This window comes from Pseudomonas sp. LBUM1672, from assembly GCF_059695655.1.
Map to the genome: position 1 here is coordinate 53,095 of NZ_CP166781.1, position 13,908 is coordinate 67,002.

At 59.7% G+C, this 13,908-nt stretch carries 14 protein-coding genes; 7 read left to right on the forward strand and 7 right to left on the reverse strand.

Features of this window, described 5'->3' with window-relative positions; all coding sequences use genetic code 11:
* Positions 1 to 101: 101 nt before the first annotated feature.
* The 5 genes from ACA053_RS00245 to ACA053_RS00265 all read right to left on the reverse strand — a co-directional run bounded on the left by ACA053_RS00245 (position 102) and on the right by ACA053_RS00265 (position 4,801).
* Entirely contained in the window at positions 102 to 2,120 is a 2,019-nt protein-coding gene (locus ACA053_RS00245) for a GGDEF domain-containing protein (protein ID WP_497394310.1), read from the reverse strand.
* Positions 2,121 to 2,996 (reverse strand): endonuclease/exonuclease/phosphatase family protein, encoded by an 876-nt coding sequence (locus ACA053_RS00250; RefSeq protein WP_109627069.1) that lies wholly within the window; start codon positions 2,994 to 2,996, stop codon positions 2,121 to 2,123. It abuts the gene before it with no gap.
* 14 nt (positions 2,997 to 3,010) lie between these two features.
* Positions 3,011 to 3,652, reverse strand: coding sequence for a thiol:disulfide interchange protein DsbA (gene dsbA, locus ACA053_RS00255; RefSeq protein ID WP_497314749.1), 642 nt, complete (start codon positions 3,650 to 3,652; stop codon positions 3,011 to 3,013).
* Between the two features lie 200 nt (positions 3,653 to 3,852).
* Positions 3,853 to 4,464, reverse strand: coding sequence for a c-type cytochrome (locus tag ACA053_RS00260; RefSeq protein WP_497314751.1), 612 nt, complete (start codon positions 4,462 to 4,464; stop codon positions 3,853 to 3,855).
* 46 nt (positions 4,465 to 4,510) lie between these two features.
* Positions 4,511 to 4,801: a c-type cytochrome gene (locus tag ACA053_RS00265; RefSeq protein ID WP_017341757.1), complete on the reverse strand. Its 291-nt coding sequence runs from the start codon at positions 4,799 to 4,801 to the stop codon at positions 4,511 to 4,513.
* A 191-nt stretch (positions 4,802 to 4,992) separates the two neighbouring features.
* Here ACA053_RS00265 and yihA point away from each other — a divergent pair, with 191 nt between their 5' ends.
* Positions 4,993 to 5,637: a ribosome biogenesis GTP-binding protein YihA/YsxC gene (yihA, locus tag ACA053_RS00270; protein ID WP_109627074.1), complete on the forward strand. Its 645-nt coding sequence runs from the start codon at positions 4,993 to 4,995 to the stop codon at positions 5,635 to 5,637.
* A gap of 284 nt (positions 5,638 to 5,921) precedes the next feature.
* Here the strand turns inward: yihA and polA are convergent, their stop codons facing one another.
* Entirely contained in the window at positions 5,922 to 8,693 is a 2,772-nt protein-coding gene (gene polA / locus ACA053_RS00275; protein WP_497394311.1) for a DNA polymerase I, read from the reverse strand.
* Positions 8,694 to 8,767: 74 nt separating this feature from the next.
* Here polA and ACA053_RS00280 point away from each other — a divergent pair, with 74 nt between their 5' ends.
* Entirely contained in the window at positions 8,768 to 9,058 is a 291-nt protein-coding gene (locus ACA053_RS00280; protein ID WP_109627077.1) for a DUF2782 domain-containing protein, read from the forward strand.
* 58 nt (positions 9,059 to 9,116) lie between these two features.
* Positions 9,117 to 10,067 (forward strand): homoserine kinase, encoded by a 951-nt coding sequence (locus ACA053_RS00285; protein ID WP_497394312.1) that lies wholly within the window; start codon positions 9,117 to 9,119, stop codon positions 10,065 to 10,067.
* A 47-nt stretch (positions 10,068 to 10,114) separates the two neighbouring features.
* On the opposite strand, the gene ACA053_RS00290 is transcribed toward ACA053_RS00285, so the two are convergent.
* Positions 10,115 to 11,035 carry a zinc ABC transporter substrate-binding protein gene (locus tag ACA053_RS00290; protein WP_497394313.1) on the reverse strand — a complete coding sequence of 307 codons (921 nt, stop codon included), beginning with the start codon at positions 11,033 to 11,035 and terminating at the stop codon, positions 10,115 to 10,117.
* Between the two features lie 66 nt (positions 11,036 to 11,101).
* Here ACA053_RS00290 and zur point away from each other — a divergent pair, with 66 nt between their 5' ends.
* From zur to ACA053_RS00310, 4 genes are read left to right on the forward strand one after another with little or no spacing between them, the layout of a single operon-like run.
* Positions 11,102 to 11,584 carry a zinc uptake transcriptional repressor Zur gene (zur, locus tag ACA053_RS00295; protein ID WP_497314760.1) on the forward strand — a complete coding sequence of 161 codons (483 nt, stop codon included), beginning with the start codon at positions 11,102 to 11,104 and terminating at the stop codon, positions 11,582 to 11,584.
* The gene (znuC, locus tag ACA053_RS00300) at positions 11,584 to 12,369 is read left to right on the forward strand and encodes a zinc ABC transporter ATP-binding protein ZnuC (protein ID WP_497314762.1); all 786 of its coding nucleotides are present in this window, start codon (positions 11,584 to 11,586) and stop codon (positions 12,367 to 12,369) included. The genes zur and znuC overlap by 1 nt, the downstream gene beginning before the upstream one ends.
* Positions 12,362 to 13,150: a zinc ABC transporter permease subunit ZnuB gene (znuB, locus tag ACA053_RS00305; protein WP_017341765.1), complete on the forward strand. Its 789-nt coding sequence runs from the start codon at positions 12,362 to 12,364 to the stop codon at positions 13,148 to 13,150. The genes znuC and znuB overlap by 8 nt, the downstream gene beginning before the upstream one ends.
* 37 nt (positions 13,151 to 13,187) lie before the next feature.
* Positions 13,188 to 13,904 carry a PA5502 family lipoprotein gene (locus ACA053_RS00310; protein WP_497314764.1) on the forward strand — a complete coding sequence of 239 codons (717 nt, stop codon included), beginning with the start codon at positions 13,188 to 13,190 and terminating at the stop codon, positions 13,902 to 13,904.
* Positions 13,905 to 13,908 lie beyond the last annotated feature (4 nt).

A 13,908-nucleotide genomic window follows, 5' to 3' on the forward strand; every position in this document is an offset into this window, starting at 1 on the left:
CAGGAGGCAATACACGCAAGTCAGTAATGCAACAGTGTAACGTACTGACTTGCGCGCAGAGGGCAAAAGCGCTGTTTTAAATAAAATGGAACAATTGGCTGTCAACCAGCTTCGGCTCGGTTGCGGCCGGCATTTTTTGCCCGGTATAGCGCCTGATCGGCTCTTTTAAGCACCAAATCGCTGTGTTCACCGGATTTGAAGGCGCTAAAACCCATGGAAATGGTGATGGTCACCCGCTCGCCCTTGAAGTGGAAGGGGCAGGCTTCAATCGATGCGCGCAAGGTTTCCAGCAGTTTTGCACCATTTGCCGGTGACGTGTCGGGCATCAGCAAGACAAATTCTTCGCCCCCGAACCGCGCAATGAAATCCGTCCCGCGCAGGCGTTTTCGCAACACGCTGGCAATAATCTTCAGCACCTTGTCACCCGCCAGGTGGCCGTAGTTATCGTTGATGCGTTTGAAATGGTCGAGGTCGAGCATTGCCAGCAACAAGGAGTTGCCGTGTTGCTGCCAGTGGCGGACTTCGTGCTCCAGCCGTTCACTCCAGGCTGCTCGATTCGGCAGACCGGTCAATGGATCGATCAGGGCTTTCTGCCGTTGTTCTTCAAGGTGTTCACGGTAGCCCAGCGCTTCCTGTTCCATGTGAGCCACACGCTCGGCCAGGCTTTGCAGGCGAGCCGCGACTTCCTGCTCACGTTCGTCGCGCTGCTTCTGGTGTTGATCCATGGTGCCGAGCAGGCCTTCGAGATGGTTCTCCAGGACGTGCTTGAGGTCGTCCAGGTCCGCAGCTTCCTGCATGCTGCTCTGCAGGCCATCGACTTGCTCGCGAATCTGCGTATCCATGTCGCGCGCCGCAGAGCGGTTGTCGGCATGGCCGTCACTGGCCGCTTGCAAGTTGCTCTGGAACGATTCGAGACGTTCGTTGAGTTGCTGGAGGTAAGCTTCGAACTCGTGCTGACCGCTGTCGGTGATCGCCAGCATCAACGTCGCCAGATCGTCGAGGATCGGAATCAATTCGTACCAGTTCAAGCCGTTTTGCAGGCGATCACGCATCGCTTCGGCTTGCGGTCGATGGCGTTCGGGCAGCGTCAGGTCGTCGAGCAGGCCCAGGAGTGTGTCTTCGATGTGCTTGGCGACGGAGCTATAGGAAGGCTCGGGTGAATCGGGCAGGCCGTAGAGAACGTCCTCTGGCTCGAGGTGCTCCGCTTCAACGGCCACCGGGATCAGTTCATCCGGATTGATTGCCTGTTGCACCGGCTCGGCTGGCGTAATGTCCGCAAGTGCTGGTTCTGCCAGTTGTACGATGTCTGGCTGTGCCTGAGGCTCAACTGTTTGCGCAGATGGAGTCTCTGGCTGAAGCACAGGCGGGACAAACGCCACCACTACAGGAGCGGATTCCGTGGCGTGTATTTCCAGTGATTCGGGGGTTGTAGTGACGGGTTCTACGTCGATTGCCTTTGACTGTACGACTGGCGGGAGCTCGACCTTAGGTGCGAGATCAGCCGCTACAGGCGGGGCCTCGGCCATCGGTTCGACAGTTTGCTGGGGCGCTGCTTGTACCGCAGGGGCGGCGATCTGCGGCGCGGCCTCATCTGCTTCCCGGTTACCGAACAGTCGCCGCAGAAAACCGGGGCGATCAGGTTCTGCCGGGGTATCCAGTTGACGCAAGGCTTCGCCTTGCAGGCCGCTCAGCTCGCTGAGCAGCAACGGAATTTCGCGGGCCTGACTGACTCGGCTGTCCAGTTGTTTGGCGAAGTTCTTCAACGGACGACTGACTTCGCGAGGCAGGGGCAGTGTTTGCAATTGAGTCACCAGCGCATTCAGTGCGGCGCTGGTTTGATTGACCCGGGTTTCCCGGCGCTGCTCCGAATCGAGTACGGCTTTTTCCAGTCGCGGAAGCAGGGCAGCCAGACCGGCGTCCATGTCATCGGTGCGCACGACTTCGCGCATTTCCTTCATGCACAGGTCAACGGCGCGATCGGTGCCTTCTGCGGCCAGGGTGCTGCGCACCAGCCCACGGCGCAGCAAGTCGAGCCGGGCATCCCATCGGCGTTCGAGCTTTTCCTGTTGTTCGATGCTTTTGAGGTATTTCTCTTTCCAGCGCTGTGTTTCGTCGCTCATTCAAGGGATCCGCGAAGGGGCAGGACTCAACGCGGGGAATGCATCGGCCGTGAGCGAACCCGGCAGACGAATCTCTACCGCGACGGGCAGGTGATCTGAAATCGGTTGTGCCAGCACCTCGACCTTTTCAAGGGTCAGCGTGGGGCTGAGCAGAATATGGTCCAGGCAGCGCTGCGGGCGCCAGCTGGGGAAGGTCGCTTCCAGTTGCGGCGCGAGCAGGCCGAGGTCACGCAACGGGGAGTTTTGCAGCAAATCACTGGCATGGGTATTCATGTCGCCCATCAGCACCTGGTGTTTGTAACCGCCGATCAGCTCGCGGATGTAAGCCAGTTGCATGCTGCGGGCCCGAGCGCCCAGCGCCAGATGCATCATCACGACCACCAGCGCCTCCGGTCCTTCGCCGAAGCGCACCAGAATCGCCCCACGACCCTTGGGCCCTGGCAGCGGATGGTCTTCAATCGCCCACGGGCGCAGGCGGCTGAGCACGCCATTGCTGTGCTGGCCGAGGCGACCGAGGTTGCGATTGAGTTGTTGATACCAGTAGGGGAAGGCGCCGAGTTGCGCCAGGTGTTCCACCTGATTGACGTAGCCTGATCGCAGGCTGCCGCCATCGGCTTCCTGCAAGGCGACCAGATCGAAGTCGCCCAGCAGATTGCCGATCTTTTGCAGATTGTCGGCACGCCCGGTGTGCGGCAGCACATGCTGCCAGCCTCTGGTCAGGTAGTGCCGATAGCGCTCGGTACTGATGCCGACCTGGATGTTGAAGCTGAGCAGACGCAGACGACTGTCTGCGGGCAAGCCCGTCGATTCCAGATGATGCTCGTTGACCCGCGGATCATGCAGGCCAACGACGCGTTCAGTACCCCAGCGGCGCATGGCAGTCGCCGCGCTTAGTTGGCGGCAGCCTTGTTAGCCGCTCGCTCTTTGTCGACCAGCTTATCGGCCAGTTGCAGTGCTTGTTCGGCACCGCCGGCGGAACCCACGTCAAAGCGATACTTGCCGTTGACGATCATGGTTGGAACGCCGGTGATTTCATATTTCTTGGCCAGCTCGCGAGCCTTGTTGATCTGGCCTTTGATGGCGAAGGAATCGAAGGTCGCCAGGAACTTGTCCTTGTCTACGCCTTGAGTCGCCAGGAAGTCAGCCATTTCATTCTTGTCGACCAGCTTCTTGTGTTCTTTCTGGATTGCGTTGAACACTGCAGCGTGAACCTTGTTCTCGACGCCCATCGCTTCAAGGGTCAGGAACATCTGGCCGTGTGCATCCCATGGACCGCCAAACATGGCAGGGATACGGACGAAGTTCACGTCGGAAGGCAGTTTCTCGACCCAAGGGTTGATCACCGGCTCAAACGCGTAGCAATGCGGGCAGCCATACCAGAACAGCTCCACGACTTCGATCTTGCCAGGCACGGCGACCGGAACCGGATTGCTCAGTTCGACATAAGGGGCGGCGGGTGCTTCGGCGGCTTGGGCAGTCATGCCGAACAGGCTGGCAGCGACGAGTGCGGCGCTGATGATCAGATTACGCATGCTTTACTCCTGGACAATTTTGGTCGCCTCGCGCGACCTGTTTTCAGACAGGTCCTGGCGGGCTTGAGTTCTGTAGTGTAACGGCAGCGGCCACAAAAAAGGGCGGCCTGAGCCACCCTTTTTATACTTGCTGCGACGGATTAATAGAGCGTTAACGTTGCAGGAGATGTACGCCCCGCGCGACGCCCCATTCGCAGGTCTTAGTGCAGGCCCTGAATGTAGCTGGACACCGCGGCGATATCTTCGTCGCTCAGCTTTTTGGCAATGCTCTGCATCGGTTTGGTATCGCCATCGTTGGCACGACCGCCTTCTTCCTTGCGGAAGTCGGTCAGTTGCTTGGCAACATACTGAGCATGCTGACCACCCAGGTGCGGGAAGCCGGCAGCCGCATTGCCCTTGCCGTCCGGAGAGTGGCAACCGGTGCAGGCTGGCAGGCCCTTGGCCAGGTCGCCGCCACGGAACAATGCTTCACCGCGAGCCACGACTTTCGGGTCGGCGGCGCCAACGCTGCCTTTCTGGCTGGCGAAGTAGGCAGAGATATCAGCCAGGTCCTGATCGCTCAGGTTGGTCAGCAGGCCGGTCATTTCCAGAACGGTGCGTTTGCCGGACTTGATGTCGTGCAGCTGCTTGTTCAGATAACGCTCGCCCTGGCCTGCCAGTTTCGGAAAGTTAGGCGCCATGCTGTTGCCATCCGGGCCATGACAGGCGCCACATACTGCGGCTTTCGCCTGACCAGCTGTTGCATCACCTGCAGCATGGGCTACGCCGGAGATCCCCACGGTCAACAGCAGACTCACGATCAATTTGTTCATCAGCTAATCCAACTACGGCTAAGGGTTAAAGAGTTATGGACCGGGATTACTCGCTCATCCACTGGATGATGGCCTGGTAATCCTCGGCACTGCAGTCCATGCACAAACCACGCGGCGGCATCGCCTTGAAACCCTGGGTCACGTGTTGCACCAGCGTCTCCATACCTTTCGCCAACCTCGGCGTCCAAGCTTCCTGATCGCCCTTTCTGGGCGCCATGGGTAGTTGGCCGGAATGACAGGCACCACAAACACGGTTGTACACAGCTTCCGGATCCTGTGTAGCCTGAGCGCTGTAAAGCGGCATCAAGACACCGGCAGCTAGCAGCCATTTCGTCATAAAACGACCTTTTCAGGGTTGAGAGCGTTCTGCGTTCTAATGCGCAATCAAGGTCAATCGCTCTCGTGAACTTCATCCTACGCTGGGACAAAGCGCACACAAAATCTGCGGCATTATATACTGGCGTCACTGAAACGGAAACGACACCGCTTGCCGCGTCCATTCCCGGCGCCGCCCACATCGGAAATCCCATGCAACTCAAGAACCCCATCCTCGGCCTGTGCCAACAGTCCACCTTCATGCTCAGCGCTGCCAAAGTCGACCAATGCCCCGACGACGAAGGCTTTGAAGTGGCTTTCGCCGGGCGTTCCAACGCCGGTAAATCCAGTGCGCTGAACACTTTGACGCACGCCAGCCTGGCGCGGACCTCGAAAACTCCGGGTCGCACGCAGCTCTTGAACTTCTTCAAGCTAGACGATGATCGTCGTCTGGTCGACCTCCCGGGTTACGGTTACGCGAAAGTACCTATCCCGTTGAAGCTGCACTGGCAGCGTCACCTGGAAGCTTATCTGGGTGGTCGCGAGAGCCTGAAAGGTCTGATTTTGATGATGGACATCCGTCATCCAATGACCGATTTCGATCTGTTGATGCTCGATTGGGCTGTCGCCAGCGGCATGCCAATGCACATTTTGCTGACCAAAGCCGACAAGCTGACCTACGGCGCGGCGAAAAACGTCCTGCTCAAGGTTCAGACTGACATCCGCAAAGGATGGGGCGATGCGATCAGCATCCAGTTGTTCTCGGCGCCAAAACGCATGGGCCTGGAAGACGCCTACACTGTACTGGCAGGCTGGATGGAACTGGCGGACAAGGGCTCCGAGGTTGCCCAGCAATAAATCGCAGGCAAAAAAAACCCCGGACTTCTTATGGGGAGGGGGAAGTTCCGGGGTTCAAGTTCCGGACCGCTAGGGCGGGGTCCAGATATCTGCCAACACTTAACACAACATAGGAGCATCGAAGGGCTTCACCAGCCATTCAGTAACTCTGAGTGGCAGTTCACAGGTTTAGTTCCGGAGTTTCAGAAACCATTCGAAATAAGTTTGATTTCTTTCCGAGATAAGGGCCCTTCAGCCTTCTGCTGCGGCGTTATGCCGCAGCAGAAATCGCCTTTTCAGACGGCTCAGTGAGCCTCATCCCAGTTATTGCCTACGCCAACCTCGACCAGCAGCGGTACATCCAGCTTCACGGCGTTGCTCATGTGCGCACGAATTTCATCGCGAACTTGGTCGACCAGATCTTCACGTACCTCAAGCACCAATTCATCGTGCACCTGCAGGATGACTTTTGCGTCGAGGCCCGAGGAAGTCAGCCAGTTATCCACCGCCACCATGGCTTTCTTGATGATGTCCGCCGCCGTGCCTTGCATCGGCGCGTTGATCGCCGTGCGTTCGGCACCTTTGCGCAGCGCCGGGTTTTTCGCGTTGATTTCCGGCAGGTACAGGCGACGTCCGAAGATTGTCTCGACAAAACCTTGCTCGGCCGCCTGGGTGCGGGTGCGTTCCATGTATTCCAGAACACCCGGGTAGCGGGCGAAATAACGATCGATGTAAGCCTGGGATTGCTTGCGATCAACGCCGATCTGCTTGGCCAGCCCAAACGCGCTCATGCCGTAGATCAAACCGAAGTTGATCGCCTTGGCGCTGCGCCGCTGATCGGTGGTGACGTCGGCCAGTTCCACGCCGAACACTTCGGCGGCGGTGGCTTTGTGCACGTCCAGGTCATTGCGGAATGCGTGCAGCAACCCTTCATCCTTGGCCAGGTGCGCCATGATCCGCAGTTCGATTTGCGAATAGTCCGCGGCCAGCAGTTTGTAGCCTTTTGGCGCGACGAACGCCTGACGAATCCGACGCCCTTCGGCAGTGCGGATCGGAATGTTCTGCAAGTTCGGATCGCTGGAGGACAAACGCCCGGTTGCCGCGACAGCTTGATGATAAGACGTGTGAATCCGCCCGGTACGCGGGTTGATCTGCTCTGGCAGGCGATCGGTGTAAGTGCTTTTCAGCTTGCTCATCGAGCGGTACTGCATCAGCACCTTGGGCAGCGGGTAATCCTGCTCAGCCAGTTCCGCGAGGACGGCTTCGGCGGTGGACGCCTGGCCCTTGGCGGTTTTGCTGAGGATCGGCAGACCGAGTTTTTCGTACAGGATCACGCCCAATTGCTTCGGCGAGCCGAGGTTGAATTCCTCACCGGCGATGGCGAATGCCTCACGCTCCAGTGCGACCATTTTGTCGCCCAGCTCAACGCTTTGAATGCCCAGCAGGTTCGCATCGACCAACGCGCCCTGACGTTCGATGCGGGCAAGTACCGGCACCAGCGGCATTTCGATTTCGCTCAGGACTTTGCTCAGGCTCGGGATGGCATTGAGCTTTTCTTGCAAGGTTTGGTGCAGGCGCAGCGTTACGTCGGCGTCTTCGGCGGCGTAAGGCCCGGCCAGTTCCAGCGAGATCTGGTCAAAGGTCAGCTGCTTGGCGCCCTTGCCGGCGATGTCCTGGAAGCTGGTGGTGGTGTGATTCAGGTACTTGAGCGCCAGGCTGTCCATGTCGTGGCGGGTCGCGGTGGAGTCCAGCACGTAGGATTCGAGCATGGTGTCGAACGCGATGCCTTGCACGGTGATGCCGCAGCTTTGGTCGCCACCGATGGCGCAGTTGGCCAGGATGTTCATGTCGAACTTGGCGTGCTGGCCGACCTTGAGTTTGTTCGGGTCTTCCAGAATCGGTTTCAGCGCGCGCAGCACGGTGTCGCGATCGAGCTGATCCGGCACGCCCATGTAGGAATGGGTCAGCGGGATGTAGGCCGCTTCGTTGGCTTGTACAGCAAACGACAGACCGACCAATTGCGCCTGCTGCGCGTCGATACCGGTCGTCTCGGTATCGAAGGCAATCAGCGTGGCGTCGTTGAGCTTCTTCAGCCACAGGTCGAAATCGGCCTGGGTCAGGATCGTGGTGTACTTGAGTTCGGTCTCGACAGCGGCTTCTTCAGCCACCGGCGCTGTGACTTCCTGGCCGGAACGCTTGGCATCGCGCTGGTTCTCGTCGAACCAGCTCTTGAATTCCAGCAGGGTGTAGAGCTCGGCGAGTTTGTCGTGATCCGGCCGGCCCATTTGCAGGTCGTCGAGCCCGATGTCCAGCGGCACGTCGATCTTGATGGTCGCCAACTGATAGGAGAGGAACGCCATCTCCTTGTGCTCTTCGAGCTTGGCCGGCAGGGTCTTGGCGCCACGAATCGGCAAGGTCGGGACAATTTCGAGCTGTGCATACAGCTCGGTCAGGCCACCGTTCACGCCGACCAACAGGCCGGAAGCAGTCTTCGGACCAATGCCCGGAACGCCCGGAATGTTGTCGGAAGAATCGCCCATCAGTGCCAGGTAATCGATGATCTGCTCGGGAGCGACGCCGAATTTCTCCTTCACGCCGTCCACGTCCAGCGCGCTACCGGTCATGGTATTGACCAAGGTAATGTGGCCGTCGACTAGTTGCGCCATGTCTTTGTCGCCGGTGGAGATCACCACCGGGCGGTCAGCCGCGGCGCTGCTGCGGGCCAAAGTGCCGATCACGTCATCGGCCTCGACGCCTTCGACGCACAGCAGCGGGAAGCCGAGGGCGATCACGCTCTGGTGCAGGGGTTCGATCTGCACGCGCATGTCATCCGGCATGCTCGGACGGTTGGCCTTGTATTCGGCGTACATGTCATCGCGAAAAGTCCCACCCTTGGCGTCGAACACCACGGCGAACGGACTGTCCGGGTACTGCTTGCGCAGACTCTTGAGCATGTTCAGCACGCCTTTGACCGCTCCGGTCGGCAGCCCCTTGGAAGTGGTCAGCGGCGGCAGGGCGTGAAAGGCACGGTACAGGTAAGAAGAACCGTCCACCAGGACGAGGGGGGCTTGGCTCATGAGCAGGATCAACCTTTTCGGCGGGTCCGGCGCTAGAATAGCGGGACCGTTGACGACAAAGGGACAAGGTTATCATGCGCACACTAAATCGCCTGTTGCTGGCTGGCTTGTTTGCAACCGTTCCACTGTCCGTCATGGCGGCGGATGATGCGCCGACACCGGAGCCGGAAGTCACGATTCGCACGGAAGGCGATAAAACCATCCAGGAATACCGCCAAAACGGTTTCCTGTATGCGATCAAGGTCACACCGAAAGGCGCACCGCCTTATTTTCTGGTGCGCGCGGACGGGACCGATGCAAACTTCATCCGCTCGGATCAGCCGGATATGCTGATTCCGTCGTGGAAGATCTTTGAGTGGAAGTAGTTTCTTAATTTCAATCGGCGCTGGCTCAAGCAGCGGCGCCCGTACTGGCAGTTCAAACATGTCTGTGTTCACCCCGCTGGCTCGGCCCGAGCTGGAAACCTTTCTCGCCCCATACGGGCTCGGCCGCCTGCTTGATTTCCAGGGGATTGCCGCCGGTAGTGAAAACACCAATTTCTTCATCAGCCTGGAGCAGGGCGAATTTGTCCTGACCCTGGTTGAGCGCGGTCCGGTTCAAGAGATGCCGTTCTTCATCGAACTGCTCGACGTGCTGCATGACGCCGACCTGCCAGTGCCTTACGCGCTGCGCACCACCGACGGCGTTGCCTTACGTGAGCTGGCGGGCAAACCGGCGCTGTTGCAACCACGCCTGGCCGGCAAGCACATCAAGGAAGCCAACGCGCAGCATTGCGCCCAAGTCGGCGAGTTGCTGGGCCATCTGCACCTGGCGACCCAGGCCAACATGATCAAGCGCAAAACTGATCGCGGCCTGGACTGGATGCTGGAGGAGGGCACTCAGTTGCTGTCGCACCTGAATGCCGAGCAAAGCGATCTGTTGCAACGGGCACTGGACGAAATCACGCAGCAGAAGACGAAAATTCTGGCGTTGCCAAGGGCCAACATCCACGCGGATCTGTTCCGCGACAACGCGATGTTCGAAGGCACGCACCTGACCGGGTTGATCGATTTCTACAACGCGTGCTCGGGGCCGATGCTCTATGACGTGGCGATTGCCCTGAATGACTGGTGTTCGGATGACGACGGACTGATCGACGGGCCGCGAGCACGAGCATTGCTTGGGGCTTATGCGGCGTTGCGGCCGTTCACGGCAGCCGAAGCCGAGTTGTGGCCAACCATGCTGCGCGTGGCGTGTGTGCGATTCTGGTTGTCACGGTTGATCGCCGCGGAGTCGTTCGCCGGGCAGGACGTGTTGATTCACGATCCGATGGAATTCCAGCAGCGGTTGGCGCAGCGGCAGAAGGTCAGTACACCCCTACCGTTCGCCCTCTGAATTGTGGCGAGGGAGCAAGCTCCCTCGCCACAGGGTTATCGCTGTATTTACAACGACTCCAGACACCCCGCCAAATCATTCCCCAATTTCTCCAGCACCTGCTCATACCCCTGAGCAGTAGCCGGTGTGTATCCGCCCAGCGCGTCCAGTTCCGCCAGCTTCACCGGCAGACCCGCCACCAGGGTTTCCGCCAGGCGCGGACGCAACGGCGGCTCACTGAACACACACGTCTTGCCGACTTCCTGCAAGCGCGTGCGCATCGCCGCGACGTGCTGGGCGCCGGGCTGGACCTCGGCGGCGACGCTGAATACGCCGGCGTGTTTCAGGCCGTAGGCATCTTCGAAGTAGTCGAAAGCCTCGTGGAACACGAAGTAAGGTTTGCCCGCGATGCCGGCCAGGCGTGCCTTCAAGCGCACGTCCAACGCATCCAGTCGCTCATCGAATGCCTTGAGATTGCTCTGATAACGCGCCGCATTGGCTGGGTCGGCGGCACTCAGATCAGCAGCCATTTTGCTGGCAATTACGCGGGCGTTCACCGGCGATAACCACAAATGCGCGTCAAGACTGCCCGGGCGATGATCGTGATCATGCTCGTCGGCTTCTTCCGCGTGGGAATGGCTGTCTTCGGCAAACCGGCGCAGTTTCAGCCCCGGCAGATCCTGAATCGCGACGCTCGGCAGCGTACGACCGTTCAGCACGCGAGGCAGGAAACCTTCCATGCCCGGACCGATCCAGTAAACCAGATCCACCGATTGCACCTTCCGTACGTCGGAAGGACGCAAGGCATAGTTATGCGGCGAAGCACCCGGTGGCAGCAGCACTTCCGGAATCGCCACGCCGTCCTGCACCGCAGCGGCTATCAGCTGAAGCGGCTTGATGCTGGTAAGGACTTTGACGTCGGCTTGAGCTGAGCCAATGAACAGAAAACTTGCGACAAATGCGACAAAGATAGAAAAAAGTCGGGACACGATGACCACTCGAAGAGGCGAGAACGGGTAACATAATAACGTCTCTCACAAAACTCGTCGCCGCTCATGCCTAAAACACCGATTGCCAGCCGTCCCCACGACCACTCTCATTGCGTGCACAGCGCTCTGTCGGAGGCCGATGCCTTGTGCGCACGTCAAGGCCTGCGCCTGACCGCCTTGCGTCGGCGGGTGCTGGAACTGGTGTGGCAAAGTCACAAGCCGCTGGGTGCCTACGACATTCTCGCGGTACTCAGCGAGCAGGACGGCCGCCGCGCCGCGCCGCCAACCGTGTACCGCGCACTGGATTTCCTGCTGGAAAACGGCCTCGTCCACCGCATCTCCTCGCTGAACGCCTTCGTCGGCTGTAATCACCCGGAGCATGCCCACCAGGGCCAGTTCCTGATTTGCCGCGAATGCCACGCCGCCATCGAACTCGAACAGAAGTCCATCAGCGACGCGATCATCAGCAGCGCCAAGGAAGTCGGTTTCGTCGTCGAAAGCCAGACGGTTGAAGTGGTCGGCATCTGTTCGGGTTGCCAGGGGGCTTGATGAGCAATGCGCTGATCCGCCTCGAGCAGGTTGCCGTCACCTTTGCCGGGCAAAACGTGCTGGATAACATCGAGCTGAGTGTCGAGCCGGGGCAGATCGTCACCCTGATCGGCCCGAACGGCGCGGGCAAAACCACGCTGGTGCGCGCCGTGCTCGGTCTGTTGAAGCCGGACAGCGGCAGCGTCTGGCGCAAGCCGAAACTGCGGGTCGGCTACATGCCGCAGAAACTTCACGTCGATCCGACGCTGCCGCTTTCAGTGCTGCGCTTCTTGCGCCTGGTGCCGGGTGTGGACCGCGCCAGGGCCTTGGCGGCACTCAAGGAAGTCGGCGCCGAACAGGTGATCGACAGCCCGGTGCAAAGTGTTTCCGGTGGCGAAATGCAGCGCGTGCTGCTGGCTCGGGCCTTGTTGCGCGAGCCGGAACTGCTGGTGCTCGACGAACCGGTGCAAGGCGTCGATGTGGCCGGCCAGGCCGAGCTCTACAGTCTGATCACGCGACTGCGCGACCGTCACGGCTGCGGCGTATTGATGGTTTCCCACGATTTGCATCTGGTCATGAGCACCACCGACCAGGTGGTTTGCCTGAATCGTCATGTCTGCTGCTCCGGGCACCCGGAACAGGTCAGCGGCGATCCGGCTTTCGTCGAGCTGTTCGGAAAGAACGCACAAAGCCTGGCGATTTATCACCACCACCACGACCACGCCCATGACCTGCATGGTTCGGTGGTCAGCGCGGCCCCGACGGCCCAACCCCATGTCCATGGAGATAGCTGCAAGCATGGCTGATTTTCTGCTCTACGCCCTGCTTGCAGGTCTGGCTTTGGCATTGGTCGCAGGACCGCTGGGTTCATTTGTGGTCTGGCGGCGCATGGCTTATTTCGGCGACACCTTGTCCCACGCGGCCTTGCTTGGCGTCGCGTTGGGCTTTCTGCTGGATGTCAGCCCGACCGTGGCCGTCACCGTCGGCTGCTTGCTGTTGGCAGTACTGCTGGTGACCTTGCAACAGCGTCAGCCGCTGGCGTCCGACACGCTTTTGGGAATTCTCGCACCGAGCACGCTCTCTCTGGGCCTGGTCGTACTAAGCTTCATGCACGAAGTACGGATCGACCTGATGGCGTATCTGTTCGGCGACTTGCTGGCGATCAGCCCGACCGACCTGGCCTGGATCCTCGGCGGCAGCGCTGCCGTTCTGGCCTTGCTGGTGACGTTGTGGCGGCCATTGCTGGCGATCACGGTGCATGAAGAACTGGCCAGGGTGGAAGGTTTGCCCGTGCCGGCACTGCGCCTGACCCTGATGTTGCTGATCGCTGTGGTGATCGCTGTGGCGATGAAAATCGTCGGTGTGTTGCTGATTACTTCGCTGTTGATCATTCCGGCGGCTGCGGCACAACGTCACGCCCGCTCGCCGGAGCAGATGGCGCTGGGCGCGAGCCTGCTGGGCATGCTCGCGGTCTGTGGCGGGCTGGCGCTTTCATGGTTCAAGGACACCCCGGCGGGACCCTCGATTGTTGTGACGGCCGCCGCACTGTTTCTGCTGAGTTTTGTCCTGCCCCGTCGAGGGGTGTAGACTTGCTCGTTTTTTGCGCAAATAGAGAGTCGCAGGAATGAAGCTGTCAGCCTCCCGTTATCTGCTCCTTGTCGCATTTTCGCTGCTACTGGGCGCTTGCCAAAGCACGCCATCGGCCACCACTGAGGCGACCGATGCACGGGCCACGGCCATCGCGCAGCTGGAACAAAACCTGGCCAGCAGCGAGCTGGCCACCGCCGAGGATCAATTGGCAACCTTGCAGGCCCAGTCGCCCGACGATCCATCCCTTGTGCAATATCAGCGGCAATTGGCCGAAGCCTATCTGCGCCGCAGCCAGATCGTGCTGCAAAAGGGCGATGTGAATGCGGCCGCCACGGCGCTGGCCCGGGCTCGGGCGTTGATGCCAAAGGCCCCGGCGCTGACGGGTGGGCTCAACAACGCTATCGTCGATGCCCGTAAAGCCGAGCTGGACAGGGCCGAAGCCGCGCTCTTGGCTGCCGAGGCCAAACCGCAGGCGAAAGTGATCGATCCAACCGCCGAAAGCACCACGGTTGCGTTGAACCTCACCGATATGACCAAGCTTCGCCGTCAACTGGATGCGATCGCCGCTGATGTGGTGAATTATCAATGTGACGTGAGCATTCAGGCGCCACGCACGCAGGATTACCCTTGGTTGGCCACATTGCTGACCAAGCGGGTGAAGAAGCTGGATTCGGATTTTGATCTGAATCTGCAGAAGCAGATCCTGCGCAATGTTCCGGCGCAGATCGTCTTGAGTCCTCGCAAACCCTAAAAGC

Coding starts and splice junctions, on each gene's coding strand:
- ACA053_RS00280 (WP_109627077.1), top strand. CDS start 8,768: ATGCGCACACTAAATCGCCTGTTGCTGGCTGGCTTGTTTGCAACCGTT.
- yihA (WP_109627074.1), top strand. CDS start 4,993: ATGCAACTCAAGAACCCCATCCTCGGCCTGTGCCAACAGTCCACCTTC.
- polA (WP_497394311.1), bottom strand. CDS start 8,693: ATGAGCCAAGCCCCCCTCGTCCTGGTGGACGGTTCTTCTTACCTGTAC.
- ACA053_RS00285 (WP_497394312.1), top strand. CDS start 9,117: ATGTCTGTGTTCACCCCGCTGGCTCGGCCCGAGCTGGAAACCTTTCTC.
- ACA053_RS00310 (WP_497314764.1), top strand. CDS start 13,188: ATGAAGCTGTCAGCCTCCCGTTATCTGCTCCTTGTCGCATTTTCGCTG.
- znuB (WP_017341765.1), top strand. CDS start 12,362: ATGGCTGATTTTCTGCTCTACGCCCTGCTTGCAGGTCTGGCTTTGGCA.
- ACA053_RS00245 (WP_497394310.1), bottom strand. CDS start 2,120: ATGAGCGACGAAACACAGCGCTGGAAAGAGAAATACCTCAAAAGCATC.
- ACA053_RS00260 (WP_497314751.1), bottom strand. CDS start 4,464: ATGAACAAATTGATCGTGAGTCTGCTGTTGACCGTGGGGATCTCCGGC.
- zur (WP_497314760.1), top strand. CDS start 11,102: ATGCCTAAAACACCGATTGCCAGCCGTCCCCACGACCACTCTCATTGC.
- znuC (WP_497314762.1), top strand. CDS start 11,584: ATGAGCAATGCGCTGATCCGCCTCGAGCAGGTTGCCGTCACCTTTGCC.
- dsbA (WP_497314749.1), bottom strand. CDS start 3,652: ATGCGTAATCTGATCATCAGCGCCGCACTCGTCGCTGCCAGCCTGTTC.
- ACA053_RS00250 (WP_109627069.1), bottom strand. CDS start 2,996: ATGCGCCGCTGGGGTACTGAACGCGTCGTTGGCCTGCATGATCCGCGG.
- ACA053_RS00265 (WP_017341757.1), bottom strand. CDS start 4,801: ATGACGAAATGGCTGCTAGCTGCCGGTGTCTTGATGCCGCTTTACAGC.